This is a genomic window from Pseudoalteromonas sp. OFAV1 (genome assembly GCF_021532595.1).
In the GTDB taxonomy this organism is placed as follows: domain Bacteria; phylum Pseudomonadota; class Gammaproteobacteria; order Enterobacterales; family Alteromonadaceae; genus Pseudoalteromonas; species Pseudoalteromonas lipolytica_C.
This window is the reverse complement of sequence record NZ_JAKGBG010000013.1, coordinates 33,942-51,119: the sequence shown is the minus strand read 5'-3', so window position 1 is coordinate 51,119 and position 17,178 is coordinate 33,942. Positions and strand designations below refer to the sequence as shown.

Below are 17,178 nucleotides of genomic sequence, written 5' to 3'. Positions count from 1 at the left end.
TTATGAGCTTTCTTGATAGTCAATTATTTAAAGATGTGCAGTTAGAAGAGGTGTTTGCCGATTCTAAGATGTTTGCTGATGCCATTCCTAATTTGTCTTGGCAAAGTGCTTGTGAATTATATTTGCTCGTTGGACCTTTGAGAGGCGAGGAGCTTCGTGAGTTCGTAATGACTCATTTTATGTTTGCCGACCAAACAATCCCAACAGCTAAGATAGATACTTCTTCTGTACAACAATATATTGCTGATTTATGGCCTCACTTACACCGCAGTGCAGATACAGACTTATCAAGCTCATTGTTACCGCTGTTTTATGACTATATTGTGCCTGGTGGACGATTTCAGGAAATATATTATTGGGACAGTTATTTTACCGCATTAGGCCTTGAGGATATTGGTGATCTTGCAACAATAGAAGCAATGGTAAATAACTTTATTGACCTGCAAAATCGCAATGGTTGCATACCAAATGGTAATCGAATCTATTACAGTAGTCGTTCACAACCACCTGTATTAGCACTCATGCTTACTATGCTTTGGAAAGCTAAGTATCAGCATCAGGATGATTTAACTTGGCTTGCAAGTGCTATTGAAGCTTTAGAGTCTGAGTATCAATTTTGGATGCAAGATTGTAGCGAATTATCAACGCAAACACCTTTAATAAAGCGAGTTGTAAGAATGCCTGATGGCGCAATTTTAAACCGTTATTGGGATAGTTCTACAACTCCTCGACCTGAATCATTAAAAGAAGATTTACACGATGCTGAAGGTCTCGATGAGGTACAAAAGTTAAGTTATTTTCAACATATACGAGCGGCATGCGAGTCAGGATGGGACTTCAGTAGTCGCTGGCTTGTAGATCATCATGATTTAAAAACGATTGAAACCACCAATATCGTCCCAGTTGACCTAAACTGTTTGCTTTATAACCTTGAAAGAACACTTGGAGACTTTTATCGACTGCTGGGTAAGGATCAAAAATGTCATTCCATAGAAGAATTAGCCGCTCTTCGTTTGCAAGCAATTGACCAATATTGTTGGCATAGTGAGGCTGGGGTATATCGAGATTTTAATATTCGTTTAAATCAGCAAAGTGAGGTTGATTCATTGGCAACAGCGGTGCCGTTGTTTGTTGGCGCAGCGTCTGCTAGGCAAGCCGAACAGGTAAAGCAAAAGCTGATGTCAGAGTTTTTAAAACCGGGTGGATTAGTAACAACTTTATGTAGCACTTCACAACAATGGGATAGCCCTAATGGCTGGGCTCCTCTACAGTGGTTTGCTGTAAAAGGGCTCTCTGATTATGGTTATGTTAGTGAAGCGCAGGCAATTATGAAAAATTGGTTGAGCATGATTGAAATGCGTTTTACTGAAGATAAGTGCTTATTAGAAAAATATAACGTTTGTGAGTTAGTTAGTCGAGCCGGTGGTGGTGAATATGCTGTGCAACAAGGGTTTGGCTGGACAAACGGGGTGACATCTCGCTTTTATAAATTACTAAATAGCACGCTTTAAAGGTATTGGTTTATCACTTCAAGCAATTCTCGCAGCTGTAAGTATATTGCGAGTTCAAGCTGTATCCCTTAAGTTGTTACAGTCATAGTACAGCTTAAGGGATAACCCTACTGGCAAGTAATTGTTTGTTCTTAACAGTTAATTGTCTTTTCTTAAAAGCATAGCTTCATTATGCGAAACTCCTTCTCTATTATTTGTATTACAAAATGAAAATTACAGCCAAGCTGTGTATAATCTGCGCCCTTTAATTTGTTTATTAAATTGTCGTTTTGATGTGGGGTTGTTGGTGAAAGCATTGCTTAAACAGCATGGTGTAATTTTTATTCTTCTAAGCATGCTAACGGGATTAATGGGGGCATTCGTTAACCCTTTGATGAGTTTATTCATCATAGAAGGGCTACAGACACCACCCGTTTATTTGGGTGTTTATATGGTAGCAGTAACTATTACGGGGTTAATTATTAGTCAGTGGCTGGGTGGTATGGCTGATAAAGGAACTAGTGCACGTAAGTTATTTATGGTAGCTGTATCAGGTATGGTGTGTGCGTTAGTGACCTTTGCTAATGCCACTGCATTTTGGCAAGTGTTACTTGCGGGCGTGTTATTTCTAGCTATGGGAAATGCAGCAATTCCGCAAATGATGACCGTGGCAAGGCAATGGGCAGGGCGTCAACAGAACATCGACATCACCAGTTTTAATTCGCGTTTACGTGCCGCTATTTCTTTTGCTTGGGTAGGCGGCCCGCCGCTTGGCTATTTGTTAGCCTCGGGAGGCGAGTTTAGCCGCTCGTTTTACTTTGCTGCAGCGTGTGCATTGGTTGCGCTTATCTTTGCATTCAAGTTCATTCCTGACTATAGCGCTAAAAAGTCACAACATAGCTCAGAGCCAGCAGCCGCTGCGAGTTTATCATTTTGGTTGCTGGGCTTAGCTATTATGCTTGGCTCAACGGGCAATATTATGTATTCATCGGCACTGCCGCTCTATAGCATTACTGAACTAGGATTTGCTGAGCATACGCCTGGGCTATTTATGGGTGTTGTGGCACTGTTAGAAATTCCTATCATGCTGTATGGGGCAAAGCTTGCTAAAAGATACAGTAAGGTTTCGATGCTTGTAGTCGCATTTTGTTGCGCCATTGTATTTTATTTAGGGGTGTTTTTTGCCACGCAGGTATGGCATTTAATCGCGCTGCAAGTTTTAAATGGCCTGTTTTACGGTATTTTTGCGGGCATTGGTTTAACCGTATTACAAGATCAGCTGCCAGAGCGTATAGGGTTTACCTCGGCGTTTTACACGAACGCGATTAAATTAGGGGTTATGTGTGGGGCAGGGGCAACAGGAGTTATTGCACAGTTTCACAGCTTTAGATTTGCAAGCCTAGGTTCAATGCTTGCTGCAAGCTTAGCTTTAGGCTGCTTAATACTGTTTAGTTATGTGAAAAGAAAAGAGCAACAACCTAGTCTTATACAAAGCCCTTTTGTTGCTGTTACTAAGAACACATAAAACGCAAAAAGCCCAGTAAATACTGGGCTAAAGAGGGAGGAGAGGTATTAATAAAAAGAATATTTTAAAGTAAGCGACGTTGTACGGCCGTTAATAGTACGGGCGCGAATAATGTCGTTATCTGGTACAGAGCCTTCTTCTGCTTCTGTGATACCTACGGTGTCGAACAGGTTGTTCACGTTAAGCGATAGGCTTAAGTTTTCAGATAGGTTGTAACTTACAAAGCCATTCACTTGTGTATAGCCATCAAATTTAAGGTCGTTACTGTCTTGTGCGTAAGCATCCGTTGTACCAATAAAGCTCAGGCCTGCAGCACCTTTGTCAAAGTTGTAAGTTGCCATTAATGAGTAGATTAGGTCAGCTTGACGACGTGGTGTATTACCAACTAACTCTGGCGATAACGCATCTTTAGCAATCTCTGCATCTGTCCAAGTAAAGTTACCACGGAAGTCCCAATCACCAACGTAGTAGGTTGATTCAACCTCAATACCTTTTGCTTCATATTCACGGTCAAAGAATTTTTGTGATGTTGCTTCAAAGTTTTGCTCTTCAGTTTCTGCGTAGAATGCTGTTGCAAATACTGATAGTGAATCAAAACGTTTTTTCACACCGAATTCATATTGATTTACTTCATCAATTGCATCGGCTTCGGCAACTGAACCATCAGCTTCTACTTTACCGAATAGTAAGCGGTCTGCATTTGCGCGGCCACCTTTACTTAAGCGGGCAAATGTCGCGAAACTTGGGTCAATTTGGTAGTTCGCACCAATTGAGTATGAGCTGTAGTGCCAGTCGTAGTTAACAATGCTTGGATTTGCGTTATCAATACCAACAACATTTTGCTCTGGAATTGAGATGGTACCGTCGCCGTTCATATCAATCGTAGATGTAACTGCACCTGCGTAGTTGCCACGTGCTTCGCCTGAATCATAGCGAGCACTTGCATCAATGCTTAAATCACCAAACTTAGTTGCTAAGTTAATGTAAGGTGCACGTGTTTCGTATTCTGTGTCGTAGTTACGTTGACAGCAGTTACCCCAATATGGAGTACCATAAGCGTACAAGCCATTATCAGAGTAGCTATCGCCATTAGCAGCGGTAACATCAAGTAATGCTGCGTTGTCGCCTTTTAGCTCCATAACGTAAGAGTTCCAAAGCCAAGACATATCAATTGATTGGCTTGATGCAAAGTAACCAAAAGTAACACTAGTGTCATCAGAGAACGACTTAGTTAACTTAAGATCATTAACAATTGAACCCATGTCATTTAGCGTTACATCGAATGTGTGAATACGCATTGCTAAATCGTCATCGCCGTAAGCTTCGCCTGCTGAGCCACCATTTGCATAAACAAGTGATGCACCATCACCAGCAATGCTAGAGGCAATAGAGCTTGCAGATGCAACTTCAGCTGGAATAAGAGAAATAAAGTTACCGCTCACTGATGATGTTCTGAAGCGGTTTTCGATACGCCAGTCGTTTTCTAAATCAAATGCCGCTTCAAAACCGACTGAGGTAACAACCGGATTCATACCGTCGGTCATATCGCCAGTACTAATTTGGTTATCGCCATTTAAACGCAGAGTTTGTGTGAAAAGTGCTGAATGCGGCGTATCTGATTGCGAATCAAAGCCTGGGATTGAATCGCCATCTGAGTACATTGGCATAGGTAGGTAACCTACGCTTTTATCATCAAGGTGTTTAAAGTAAACACGAACATAACCGGCATCAAATTCTTTAGTCAGGTTTGCCTTAATCTGGCCACCTTTATTTGATGTATAACCGGTTTCACGTGGGCCTTCACCTTGGCGAACAAAGCCACCAATGTGGTAGCGCACACTGTCGTTTAGATACGTACCATACTCAAAGTCAGTACGAATAGAGTCATAATCAAGGCCAACCGTGGTTGATACGCTACCTGACTCGTTCTCACCAGTTTTTGAAATAAAGTTGATGATACCGCCTGGTGCGTCACTTGCTGCTGTCGAAGCTGAGCCACCACGGATTGATTCAACACTTTGTACTGTTGAATCTAAACGCATGAAGATATCTGCATTACCGAAGGCAATATCGCCAAACTGCATAACAGGTAAGCCATCTTCTTGTAGTTGCAAGAACTTAGCACCACCCGATGCAACAGGTAAACCACGTACTGCGATATTCGCGTTACCTTCACCACCTGTTGATTCTGAACGAACACCCGGGATTGTTCTGAATGCTTCTGCTGTAGAGCGTGGTGTTGATACTTCAATTTCTGCTAATGTAACACTGCTAACCGATGAACTTGATGCCATAATCGTTGTACGGCGCGGTACACCTGTTACAACGATTGTTTCAAGGCCGCTTTTTTTAGCCTCTGCTGGTTGTGCTTGCTCTTCTGCGTGTAAGTTTTGGCTTACTGCTAGCGCAAGCGCGCTTAATGTGTAAAGGGCATGTTTGTGTGTTGTCATAATGTGCCTCGTGTCAATCCCAGATGGTTTGTTGTCTAAATTGTTATCTTAATCGATTAAGTAAAGATAACAATAATTTTACACAGTGCAAGTCTTTTTAGCGAAAAACTTGCACGATTTATGTTCGATAATTGATTTTTAACGATTTTTATTTAGTGGCTTAATGCACTGTGCTGCGCTAAAGCTTGCTCAGCAGGGTTGCGTAAGTAGTTATATAGCATGGCTAAAAACAGTAAACATGCGAAACCTGTTGCGAGATAAAACCCATAACGAATGTGGCCAAAGAAATCACTGATCATACCCATAAGTAGTGGGGCTGCAGCTGCAGATAATGCAGTGAAAAACAGGATGACCCCAGCTACCGCACCGTGCTGCTGAACGGCAAAGCAAGAAATACCTTTCGAGTTTAAAGTTGGGTAAATCATTGACATAAACAGACCTGATAAGGGTAATAAGAATATTGCCCAATCAACACCACCAAATATTAAGCCTAAATAACATAGTGCGATCCCTAAGCTTAAATACAGCATCGCCGCTTGCCAGGTTAAGTGATTTAACAGCCATACCGCTAAGAAACGTCCCGCAGCGCGTAAAATAAAAAATAAGGTCAATGCGTAGGTTGCCAGTAATTGCCATGGGCCAGTGTAATCGCCAAGTAGAGTAGGCATCCACACATAAATAGCCACTTCGGTTGCTACATAAAGGGCAATCGCTAAAGAAAAGCCAAGTGCGTAAGGGTTTTTCATCATGCTCATAGTAGTGGCAAGGGAGGCGGGTTTTGCGTGTTCTTCTTGCTTTTTAGGTTTAGGGTAATCTGCACGCCAAGCTATAATGGTTAAAATTAAGCATAAAACCCCTGCAATAACATATAGGTAAGTCCAGCTAACTTTTTGCGTAATTAAAAAGCTCACTAAAGCAGGGCCTACGATAGCACCGATACCAAAAAAGCCTTCGACTAAATTCATCGTTTTTGTGTGCTCTAAATTGTTTTTAGAGATATCACCTAACAATGCTAAAGCACCTGTTTTGAATAAACCAATAGCAAGGCCAATACAGCTAAGTAGCACTACAAATATGCTAAAGCTGCTGCTTATCGCGAATAAAAAACAACTAATCGTAAATAAACCCAGGCCCAACATTATCGTTTGTTTACGGCCAAAACTGTCGGCAAGAAATCCTAAAAATAGGCCACTAAAAGCAATCAGTGCCATTGGGGCATAATGGAATGCACTAGCTTGTGTCATGCTGAGGTCAAATTCTTTTATTAACTCAGGAATGATCATACCAACCGCATCAGAGGTCATGGCAAACATAAAAAACATCATGTATGTCAACCATCTAATCATTTGCAAAGGATCGTGTGTTCTATTCATTGTTGTATCCTCATGTGAAGGCTTACACCTTTACTATGTATCTTAGTGTATAAAAGTTGTAAAAACTGCTTGAATAATTTGCTGTCGTGGTTAAAGATATATCTTAATCGATTAAGTTTCAACTTGGTATTAACAATTATGATCAACAATAAAGTGCAATTAATCACCTACGCAGACCGTATTACCGGTCAAGGTATTGATGAATTAAGTAATTTATTAAATGGCCCACTTAACAATGTGTTTGCAGGTGTACATTTGTTGCCATTTTATAATCCGATTGATGGCAGTGATGCTGGCTTTGATCCTATTGATCATAGTGAAGTAGACTCGCGTCTTGGTAGCTGGGAAGACATCAAAGTGCTTGGTGCAAACTATGATTTGATGGCTGACTTGATTGTTAACCATGTTTCAGCACAGTCGTTTCAATTTAAAGACGTGCTAGCAAAAGGCAAACAATCTGAATTTTGGGATTTATTTCTAACCAAAGACGATGTATTCCCAAATGGCATGTCGGAGGCTGAGCAAAAAGCGATTTATCGTCCGCGTCCAGGTAGTTGCTTTACACCAATTAAATGTGGAGATGGCCAAACCTATGATTTTTGGACCACATTTACCGATAACCAAATTGATATTAATGTGAAATCAACAGCAGGCATTGAGTACTTAAACACTGTACTTGGCAAATTTGCTGATAATAATGTCAACATCATTCGTTTAGACGCCGCTGGTTATGCTATCAAAGAAGCTGGCACTAACTGTTTTATGCTGGACGAAACGTTTGAGTATTTAAATAAGCTTTCAGCACAGGCAAATGATGCTGGTATGGAGACTATTGCCGAAATTCATAGCCATTATCAAACTCAGGTAGCAGTCGCAAAACGTGTAAATATGGTATATGACTTTGCACTTCCACCGCTTATTTTGCACAGTTTATTTAGCAATGATGCGCAAGCATTGGTGAATTGGCTAACAATTTCACCGCGTAACTGTTTAACAGTGCTTGATACTCATGATGGCATTGGCATTATTGACGCAGGTCCAATGGGTGATAAACCAGGCTTACTAAACGCCGAGCAAATTGATAACTTGGTTGAAACCATTCATGAAAAAAGTGATGGGCAAAGTCGCCTTGCAACAGGGGCTGCAGCCAGTAACGTTGATTTATATCAAGTAAATTGTACGTATTTTAATGCCTTGGGTGCAGATGACTTTGATTATCTATTAGCGCGTGCGATTCAATTCTTCGCGCCAGGTATTCCACAAGTTTATTATGGCGGTCTGTTTGCTTGTGAAAACGATATGGAATTACTGGCACGTACAAATGTTGGCCGTGATATCAATCGTCCTTATCTAAATGCACAAGATATTGAAGCTGCTCTAGCAAAACCTGTGGTTAAAGGATTGATTAAACTTATTCAATTACGAAATGAGCACCCAGCTTTTAACGGTGAATTCACAGTGAACGGTGAAGGCAGTGTGTGTCGTTTAAGCTGGCATGATGATACCAGCTCAATTGAGTTAAAAGTCGACTTTACTAGCCGTGAAGTGTTCATTGTCGATCACCGCGACAGCGAACAAAGCATAGTTGATTTGGCTGACTTTTTAGCTTAACTACTTTGCCCCAATTGCAGTTGATAGTCGATTTCGGCTGTTTGCTGCTCTTTCGATAAAAATAAGGTCGCTGCTAAGCGGCCTTTTTCTTCGCTGTTTTGGTGAACAGTCGTAAGCTTTGGCACAAATCGTTGTCCTTCATCGATGCCATCAAAACCAACAATTCTGACATCTTCTGGAATAGATAAGCCCATTTTTAATGCTTCACGCATTGCAGCAAGGGCGATTAAATCACTCATACACAGCAAAACGTTTGGTCTTGGTGTACTGCTAAGCGCTTCTTTGGCGGCAATACTAGCAAAACGCTCACTACTTTCTGGAATATTCCATGTTCTATCATCACCAAGGGTGATGCCAGCATCACTGATTGCTTGGTGATAACCGCGTAGTCGCTGATGAGCGATGGACTGACCAGCTTCAAACTCGTGGTGCTCGTAAACTCGGCATAGTACGTCGTTATCAAGTAAGCGCAGCCCTAAAATTGCCACCCGATCATCATTTTTTTGGAGTGCGTGTTTAGCAATATCAAAACTGGCTTGTTGGTTATTAACGTTTACCGAGGCATCGCGACCGATATTAAAATCAACCGTCACCACATGTTTTGGTACTTGTTTCAATTGTTCAACAAGTTGCTTATTACGAGGTCGGCCATAACAGATAAAGCCATCTACAAAATCGACTACGCTATTTAGGTTATTGCTATTACCAGAAAATAATAAAAGGTTAATGCCATTTTTTTCGAGTACCGCCGATACGCCCCGCATAAAGCTGCTTGCAACCGGATCTGATACCATGTATTCAACACTGTCTGGCAACACCAAGGAAACAATATTAAAGGTCCCTCTGCGCAGCGATTGCGCCGCTTTGTTAGGGCCAAAGTAGCCGAGTTTTTTACAGGCAGCCAAAATCTCCTCGCGGCGAGATTTTGATAGTTGATCAGGGCGGTTAAACGCATTTGATACGGTGGCATTTGAAACGCCTAACTCTTGGGCAATACTTTTTAGCGTCCAATTTTTTGGCTTGGGCATTATCGTCACTTAATCGATTTACTTACCTGTAAATTACCATATAAAGAGTCGAAAAAAAGTGTTTTTAGTCATAAAAATAGGCGTACCATAAAAGAATGAGAGAACAGGTCATAAAAAAGGTAAAGAGCGAGTGATTTCTAAGTTACCGAAGTGGGTTGAAGTAGGCGCATTTATTTTGGCATTGGTTGCCGGATGTGTGAATGCGGTTGGTTTACTTAGCTTTGAGCATCAAGCGGTATCGCATTTATCGGGAACAGCAACCTTGCTTGGCGCAGATCTTATGCATGGCAATAGCCTTGATGCTTTACATTTATTAGGCGTATTACTGTCATTTTTAGTAGGGTCTGGTATTGCTGGGTTTTTACTGCACAGTTCAGCACTTAAGTTAGGGCGTCATTACGACACCGCACTATTTATTGAGGCAGGGTTTTTACTCGGTGCACTTTGGTTACTGTGTAATGGCTCTGGCTACGGGCACTTTTTAGCTTCTGCGGCATGTGGGTTACAAAATGCATTGGCAACAACTTACAGCGGCGCAATTGTTCGCACTACCCATGTAACTGGTATCTTTACCGATTTAGGTATTATGTTTGGTCGAGTTTTCCGCGGCGAGGCGCTTGATCAACGTAAGGCTAAACTGTTTGGCCTAATCATTTTAGGCTTTATCTTTGGTGGCTTAGCTGGGGCATGGTTATTTGCTAAATTAAGCTTTGCAGCGCTTTATGTGCCAAGCGCCATTTGTATATTGTTGGCATTTACCTATCGGGTTTATTCTCATCGAAACCCTAAAATTAATGATTAGCGATACTTTTGGGGGTTGCGCCAAAGGCTTGTTTAAACACACGACTAAAATGGCTTGGGTTATTAAAGCCTAATTGATAACAAACTTGGCTAATCGCTTCACCTTTTTGAAGTAGTTTATACGCTTTTTGTAAGCGTAATTGCTGTTGCCAAAGAGCTGGCGTAACACCAAACGCTAGCTTAAATTGCTGATAAAACTTACTGCGGCTCATACACGCTATCTTACATAACACATCAATATCAATATTCTCAGCAAGGTGCTGTTCAATATAACTAATTACATGGCTTAGCGGGGTTGCAAGCTTACCTTGTTTACAGCTTGCTATCATTAAATCTCGGCTTTGCTGCTGTAACAGGCGGGTTATCAGTTCATTGAGTGATAAATCAATTAAGTAATCCCGGTGTTGCTCATTTTCACTAAACAGGGTGATCATCCGTTCAAGTAGTTGTTGAGTTTGCTGGTTATGCTGGGCATGAACTAGCTTTGCTTGATATTGGAAAAAGTCATCCTGCGTAATTTGTTGGTTAAAATTAAGAGCATCAACTACTTGGCTTATCTTATCGGTACTGATTTCAATCGCTAAACAGGTTGTTGGTTGATTAAGAGACGCATTAGGGAAATCGATTAACACCCCTTGCTCTGGAGCAAGCACAAATGACTGGTTTGGCAAAAATTCTTCATGATAATCACTGTCGGAAACATGCATGATTTTTTTGCCGCTGATCATGCCACAAAATAGTAGCTCAGTGGAATGTAAGGCCACTTTTTGCGCATCTAGATAGGTGTCGTAAATACTTAACTCAGCATGTTCGCCAGCAAAACTAACTTTATTTTCAATAAGCACATCAATACGTTGTCGTTTTTTATCTAAACTTCTGTTGCTAACTGATGTGTTCATTGTTGCCTCGCTGTTGCCCTAAATTCTGGACAAATAGTCAAAAAGTCTGGACTAGGAATCAAGTGTGTTTTCAGTAACTGAGCTAACTTCAAATGCTAGCGGTTCATTAAACAATAACCTACCGCATAATTTAGTCAATGCTAAATGAAACACAACAATTTGAAGAGAGAACACATTATGATTTATGCAAACCCAGGTAGTGAAGGCGCAAAAGTTAACTTTAAAGCGCAGTACGAGAATTATATTGGCGGCCAGTGGGTTGCCCCTGTAAAGGGTGAATACTTTGAAAACATTAGCCCAGTAAACGGTAAAGTGTTTTGTAAAGTACCTCGCTCATCAAAAGAAGATATCGAACTGGCACTTGATAAAGCACACGATGCAAAAGCAGCATGGGGAACAACGTCAGTCACTGAGCGAAGCAATATCTTATTAAAAATTGCCGATCGCATTGAACAAAATCTAGAAATGCTCGCGGTTGCAGAAACTTGGGATAACGGTAAAGCAATTCGTGAAACACTTGCAGCAGATGTGCCACTCGCGGCTGATCATTTTCGCTATTTCGCAGGTTGTGTGCGCGCGCAAGAAGGTTCAATCGGTGAGATAGACGAAACCACGGTTGCCTATCATTTTCATGAGCCATTAGGTGTAGTAGGGCAAATTATTCCTTGGAATTTTCCACTGTTAATGGCTGCGTGGAAGCTTGCTCCAGCTCTTGCTGCGGGTAACTGTGTTATTTTAAAACCAGCTGAACAAACGCCTGCATCAATTTTAGTACTGCTTGAAGTAATCGGTGATTTATTACCAGCAGGTGTATTAAATGTGGTGAATGGCTATGGTAAAGAAGCAGGCGAGGCTTTGGCAACCAGTACTCGAATTGCGAAGATTGCCTTTACAGGTTCAACACCCGTAGGGTCGCATATCTTAAAATGTGCAGCTGATAATATTATTCCTTCGACGGTTGAGTTAGGTGGTAAATCGCCAAATATTTTCTTTAATGATGTAATGGAAAAAGACGATGAGTTTTTGAGTAAGGCTGTTGAAGGAGCTGTACTTGCGTATTTTAACCAAGGCGAAGTTTGTACGTGTCCGTCGCGTTTATTTATTCAAGAAGATATTTACGAGCAATTTATTGAGCGTGTACTTGCCCGCACTTTACAAATTAAACGGGGTAACCCACTTGATACTGAAACCATGGTAGGTGCTCAAGCATCACAAGCTCAGTTTGATAAGATCCTAAGCTACATCGAAATCGGTAAAAAGGAAGGGGCAGAAGTCCTTGCTGGTGGTGAAGTCGAGCAACTGTCAGATGAGTTTAACGGCGGTTACTACATTCAACCAACACTGTTAAAAGGCACCAATGACATGCGTGTGTTCCAAGAAGAGATTTTTGGCCCTGTTATTTCAATGTCGACTTTTAAAGATGAAGACGAAGCGTTAGCGCTTGCTAATAGCTCAGAGTTCGGCTTAGGTGCGGGTGTGTGGAGTCGAAACATGAACCGTGCTTATCACTTTGGTCGTAAGATTGAAGCGGGCCGTGTTTGGACCAACTGCTATCATATGTATCCAGCGCATGCTGCGTTTGGTGGTTATAAAAAGTCAGGCATTGGTCGAGAAACACATAAACTAGCCCTTGATCATTACCAACAAACCAAAAACTTATTAGTAAGTTACAGCGAAAACCCACTGGGCTTCTTTTAAAAGCAATTTCTTATTGTTGTCGAAACTACCCAAACGCCACATCTAGTGGCGTTTTTATTTTATAACAGGCATAAAAAAGCCCGGCGAACACACAAGCCAGGCTTTTCGACAACAATTTGGTTGAGTCACCGCATGTGCAGTAACTCGGAATAAAAAAGCTTAGAGAACACACAAACTAAGCTTTTGACAACAATTTGGTTGAGTCACCGCGTGTGCAATGACTCGGAATAAAAAAGCTTAGAGAACACACAAACTAAGCTTTTGACAACAATTTGGTTGAGTCACCGCGTGTGCAGTGACTCGGAATAAAAAAGCTTAGAGAACACACAAACTAAGCTTTTGACAACAATTTTGTTGAGTCACCGCGTGTGCAATGACTCGGAATAAAAAAGCTTAGAGAACACACAAACTAAGCTTTTGACAACAATTTGGATGAGTCACCGCGTGTGCAATGACTCGGAATAAAAAAGCTTAGAGAACACACAAGCTAAGCTTTTGACAACAATTTGGATGAGTCACCGCGTGTGCAATGACTCGGTGTATAAAAAAGCCCAGAGAACACACAAACTAGACTTTTTGTGACAACAATTCGGTTATAAAGCTAAGTTTTGCTTAGCGCGGTTTAGGTTGTGATTAACTAAATCATTACCCGACATTTTTACCGCTTCATAAAAATCAGACAGTGCAGCAGTGTCGTTTTTTGACATGATGCGTGCGATACCACGGTTACTTAAAGCGAATGAAGTAAGCTCTCGGCGTTTGTAGCCGCGTACTTCGCTTTGATTAAGAAGCTTGATAGCTTCAGTACAAAGTGATTCTGCGTGGCTGAAGTTTTTAGACTTCACACTTGCTGCGCAACGATTAAATGCAAGTTCGTATTGGCTGTTTACGTCAGACGATTTAGCTGTGTTATTTAACACTGCTTCATATTGGCCTTGAATAATAGCTTGCGATGAATCTGAGTCGCTAATTACCATCAGTTTGTAGTCACTTTGATCAGCGATTGCAAAAGCTGAACATGTTAGTAAAGAGCTAAGAGCAAGTCGTTTTAAAAGTGGTTTAAACATGATTGGTTTCCTCATTAATCGCAGCATCGTTTGCTGATGAGTTAACTTTAGAGTAATCCATCTAAACCGACAAACGATTAAAATAAACTTGATAGATGAATTTTTTTAATCTATTGGCATGTGTTGTACTTTTTATTGTCACAACAATGCCTTAGTGTTTAAATGGGATGTTTTTTAAACATAATAATTATTTAAAATGGATTTTTATGAAACCCTTGACGCTTTACTCATCACTTATTTTTACAGCTCTTAACCTCAGCCCACTTGGTGTGGGCTTATGTAATGGCGAAGATAGCCATTCAGTAACTAACTCTGAGATTAATTGGTCTGAACTTGCTGTAAAAGATGTTGAAGCGGCCTATCAGTTATCGGTTATTAATCACCCTGGTATGTATGATGTACGTAATCCAGGCTTTGCTAAACAGCTCGAAAAAGCAAAGCAAGAAGGCTTAAAGCTGGCAGTAAAAGCGCATAGTTCACAAGCTTTTGCTGCGGCTATTTCACGTTTTAGAACTGTTCTACAAGATGGTCATGCAGGAGCTATCGATACCTTGCCCAGAGAACTTAAGCCACAAAAAAGCTGGCCGGGGTTTTCAACAGTATGGCGCGGTGATGCGTTAAAAGTGTATTACAGTGAGTTAGATGCAATTGCCAAGGGCGATAAACTAGTGAGTTGTGACAATACAGCAATTAATACTTTGCTGGTTGAGCGTGTTTTTCGCTATTACGGCGAAGTTCAGCAGCCTGGTAGTTGGTGGAACCATGGCTGGCGACTAACAATTGATGATGGCAACCCGTTTTTGTCGCCGCTTGAAAGCTGTACATTTGAAAAAGCCGACGGTTCTACCTATAGCCTAAAATTAAACTGGACTGTTAGGCCTGATGATGTCACTGAAAAACTTAAAAATGCCTACAATGGCGATAAGTTGCCAATTGAACTTAATTGGCCTTTAGAGAATATTGCTTGGATCAGTATGCCAACGTATGCACCTAATGAGCAGCAGCAAGCGGATTATCAAGCGATGTTGAGCGCTATTGAACAGCAGCATAGTAAGTTAATGCAAGCTAAAGCTGTGGTGCTTGATCTTCGCCATAATCAAGGTGGCTCATCGATGTGGAGTGAGCAAATAGCCTCAGCACTTTGGGGCAGTCAGCAGTTTAAATATGGCCGTTATGAGTTACATAAGAATACGCAAGTGTGGTGGCGTGCCTCTAAAGGAAATACCGATTATGTAGGTGAGCTTGTAGCAGGTTATGATAAGGCTAGCCCTTGGTATCAATGGTTAAAGACAACCCGTGATGGTATGCAGGCGGCTTATGAAAAGGGTGAACAATTTTATGTCGAGATAGTCTCTGCAGAGCAACAAGCAATGCCAAAAAACGTCAGTCAGTTTACTACACCTGTTTATGTGATTGTGCCAGGGCAATGTGCCAGTGCTTGTTTAGATGCGCTGGATAGTTTTAAGCTGTTTGCAAACACACAATTAGTTGGCGCACCAAGTAGTACAGATTCTACCTACATGGAGGTGAGGCTCGAAACCCTACCTTCAGGTTTTGCTAAAGTCATTCTGCCTATTAAAGTATATGTAAATAGGCCTCGCGAAAAAGGCTTTTACTATCAACCTGATATTAAATTCAACGAACTTGAATGGACAACACAAGCGCTTGTTAAAATGATAGCTGAGTTGTAATTAAATAATATTAACTTGCTTTTTTATATTATACGATTACGATCTGTATACGTTTTATATATAGGTCATATAATGGGTATTGTTAAAATTAGCGATGAGCTACACGAAGAAATCCGTAAAGCAAGCACAGCGATGGTGCGTTCAATCAACTCACAATCTGAGTATTGGATTAAAATCGGCATGCTTGCTGAGCTAAATCCAACTATGACCTACAGCGATATTATCAAAGAGCAACTTCGCCTAGCTGATGTGAAGGCTAAGGATGTGCGTGATGAGTAAGGTTGTGATTAAAAATGCAGACGAAATTGCTTTGATGCGAGAATCTGGCCGATTACTTGCCGATGTATTTGCTTACCTTGATCCTTTGGTAAAAGAAGGAGTGACTACAATGCAAATAAACGATCTCGTCGAGCGTTACATAGTTGATCAGTTACAAGCAAGGCCATCTAGTAAAGGACAGTACGACTACCCTTATGTACTAAATGCCTCTGTCAACGAGGTGGTATGTCATGGTTTCCCTAACGAAAAAGGCATTTTGAAAGCGGGTGATATTGTTAATATTGATATCACTCTTGAGAAAAATGGCTATTTAGCTGACTCTAGCAAAATGTATTTAATTGGAGAGGTGTCGCCGTTAGCGAAACGTTTGGTTGACACAACTCAGCAAGCGCTATGGCATGCGATTAAAATGGTAAAACCCGGTGTGCGGCTGGGGGATATTGGTAATGCGATTGCAAATTTTGCTCATCAACATGGTTACAGCGTGGTTAAAGAATATTGTGGTCATGGTATCGGCCAGCAAATGCACGAAGAGCCACAAGTATTGCATTACGGTAAGAAAAACACTGGGCTGGTGTTAAAAGAGGGTATGACCTTCACGATAGAGCCAATGATCAATCAGGGGGCTGCTAAAGTGAAAACTAAGCCTGATGGCTGGACAGTGGTAACAAGGGATAAAAAGCTCTCGGCACAATGGGAGCACACTTTAGCGGTAACGGCTGAGGGCGTTGAAGTGCTAACTTTGCGCGAAGAAGAGCTCCACTTTTTAAGCTAATTCAGCAACAGGCTCTTCTGCTAACCAATTTAGAGCCGCTGTTTTTGACTTAAATACATTCATCACCATACCTGCTCGTTTATATAAATTACAGTAGGTATCGGTGAGCAAGCTACCACCTTCAAGCCCCTCTTTTATGACTAAGGCTGTTTTAGCCGGCGCAATGCCTTTGCGACGAAGCTCAACAAAATACACCATTAGTTTTTCAAGAGCCCCAGGTGTTGCCATGCATGAGTTTTCAAATTCAACCAATTCATACCATTGACCATAAGCCGTGGTGAGTTTGTTGATATAATCTTGTTGCATGAAAGAGTGAGCTTCAATTATTTCTTCGTTGAACGGCCCTGTAGCAGTCGTTAAAAGCGTGTGTTCTCGTTGGTAAAACTCGACTAGACCATGTGGCTTAAAATCTTTGAATGGATAATGGTTAGTTGATACTTTGTTATGCATCCGTTCAATCCCTGAATGTTTATTAAGCTATTGATAATAGC

General features: G+C 41.2%; 14 protein-coding genes. 8 read left to right on the top strand and 6 right to left on the bottom strand.

The genetic code is table 11. The features are described 5' to 3' along the window. The first annotated feature begins 2 nt into the window (after nt 1-2). Both L1267_RS09590 and L1267_RS09585 read left to right on the top strand, forming a co-directional pair. Entirely contained in the window at nt 3-1,511 is a 1,509-nt protein-coding gene (locus L1267_RS09590) for a trehalase family glycosidase (protein ID WP_235382690.1), read from the top strand. Nucleotides 1,512-1,797: 286 nt separating this feature from the next. Further along, nucleotides 1,798-3,015: a sugar efflux transporter gene (locus tag L1267_RS09585; RefSeq protein ID WP_235382689.1), complete on the top strand. Its 1,218-nt coding sequence runs from the start codon at nt 1,798-1,800 to the stop codon at nt 3,013-3,015. 47 nt (nt 3,016-3,062) lie between these two features. Here the strand turns inward: L1267_RS09585 and L1267_RS09580 are convergent, their stop codons facing one another. Both L1267_RS09580 and L1267_RS09575 read right to left on the bottom strand, forming a co-directional pair. After that, a complete protein-coding gene (locus L1267_RS09580; protein WP_138557124.1) occupies nt 3,063-5,465 on the bottom strand; it encodes a TonB-dependent siderophore receptor in 2,403 nt (800 codons plus the stop codon). Between the two features lie 152 nt (nt 5,466-5,617). Next, the gene (locus L1267_RS09575) at nt 5,618-6,838 is read right to left on the bottom strand and encodes an MFS transporter (protein WP_235382688.1); all 1,221 of its coding nucleotides are present in this window, start codon (nt 6,836-6,838) and stop codon (nt 5,618-5,620) included. 138 nt (nt 6,839-6,976) lie between these two features. Here L1267_RS09575 and gtfA point away from each other — a divergent pair, with 138 nt between their 5' ends. Then, complete coding sequence (gene gtfA / locus L1267_RS09570; RefSeq protein WP_235382687.1) at nt 6,977-8,449, top strand: sucrose phosphorylase; 1,473 nt, start codon at nt 6,977-6,979, stop codon at nt 8,447-8,449. On the opposite strand, the gene L1267_RS09565 is transcribed toward gtfA, so the two are convergent. Then, nucleotides 8,446-9,477: a LacI family DNA-binding transcriptional regulator gene (locus L1267_RS09565; RefSeq protein ID WP_235382686.1), complete on the bottom strand. Its 1,032-nt coding sequence runs from the start codon at nt 9,475-9,477 to the stop codon at nt 8,446-8,448. The genes gtfA and L1267_RS09565 overlap by 4 nt on opposite strands. A gap of 130 nt (nt 9,478-9,607) precedes the next feature. Between L1267_RS09565 and L1267_RS09560 the strand changes: the two genes are divergently transcribed. Then, nucleotides 9,608-10,279, top strand: a complete 672-nt coding sequence (locus L1267_RS09560; RefSeq protein ID WP_138557126.1) for a YoaK family protein — start codon at nt 9,608-9,610, stop codon at nt 10,277-10,279. Here L1267_RS09560 and L1267_RS09555 read toward each other — a convergent pair. Then, nucleotides 10,269-11,177 (bottom strand): AraC family transcriptional regulator, encoded by a 909-nt coding sequence (locus L1267_RS09555; protein ID WP_235382685.1) that lies wholly within the window; start codon nt 11,175-11,177, stop codon nt 10,269-10,271. The two genes, L1267_RS09560 and L1267_RS09555, sit on opposite strands and share 11 nt — an antisense overlap. Nucleotides 11,178-11,354: 177 nt before the next feature. Here L1267_RS09555 and exaC point away from each other — a divergent pair, with 177 nt between their 5' ends. Next, entirely contained in the window at nt 11,355-12,875 is a 1,521-nt protein-coding gene (gene exaC / locus L1267_RS09550) for an acetaldehyde dehydrogenase ExaC (RefSeq protein WP_138557127.1), read from the top strand. A gap of 593 nt (nt 12,876-13,468) precedes the next feature. On the opposite strand, the gene L1267_RS09545 is transcribed toward exaC, so the two are convergent. After that, a complete protein-coding gene (locus L1267_RS09545; protein ID WP_235382684.1) occupies nt 13,469-13,942 on the bottom strand; it encodes a hypothetical protein in 474 nt (157 codons plus the stop codon). 206 nt (nt 13,943-14,148) lie between these two features. Between L1267_RS09545 and L1267_RS09540 the strand changes: the two genes are divergently transcribed. From L1267_RS09540 to map, 3 genes are all read left to right on the top strand, one after another. After that, complete coding sequence (locus L1267_RS09540) at nt 14,149-15,633, top strand: S41 family peptidase (RefSeq protein WP_235382683.1); 1,485 nt, start codon at nt 14,149-14,151, stop codon at nt 15,631-15,633. A gap of 72 nt (nt 15,634-15,705) precedes the next feature. Beyond that, nucleotides 15,706-15,912: a ParD-like family protein gene (locus tag L1267_RS09535; RefSeq protein WP_135926880.1), complete on the top strand. Its 207-nt coding sequence runs from the start codon at nt 15,706-15,708 to the stop codon at nt 15,910-15,912. Beyond that, on the top strand, nt 15,905-16,687 hold the full coding sequence (map, locus tag L1267_RS09530) for a type I methionyl aminopeptidase (RefSeq protein WP_235382682.1): 783 nt from the start codon (nt 15,905-15,907) through the stop codon (nt 16,685-16,687). Before L1267_RS09535 ends, map begins: the two co-directional genes overlap by 8 nt. On the opposite strand, the gene L1267_RS09525 is transcribed toward map, so the two are convergent. Next, nucleotides 16,679-17,137: a hypothetical protein gene (locus tag L1267_RS09525; RefSeq protein ID WP_135926882.1), complete on the bottom strand. Its 459-nt coding sequence runs from the start codon at nt 17,135-17,137 to the stop codon at nt 16,679-16,681. The genes map and L1267_RS09525 overlap by 9 nt on opposite strands. Nucleotides 17,138-17,178: the final 41 nt, after the last annotated feature.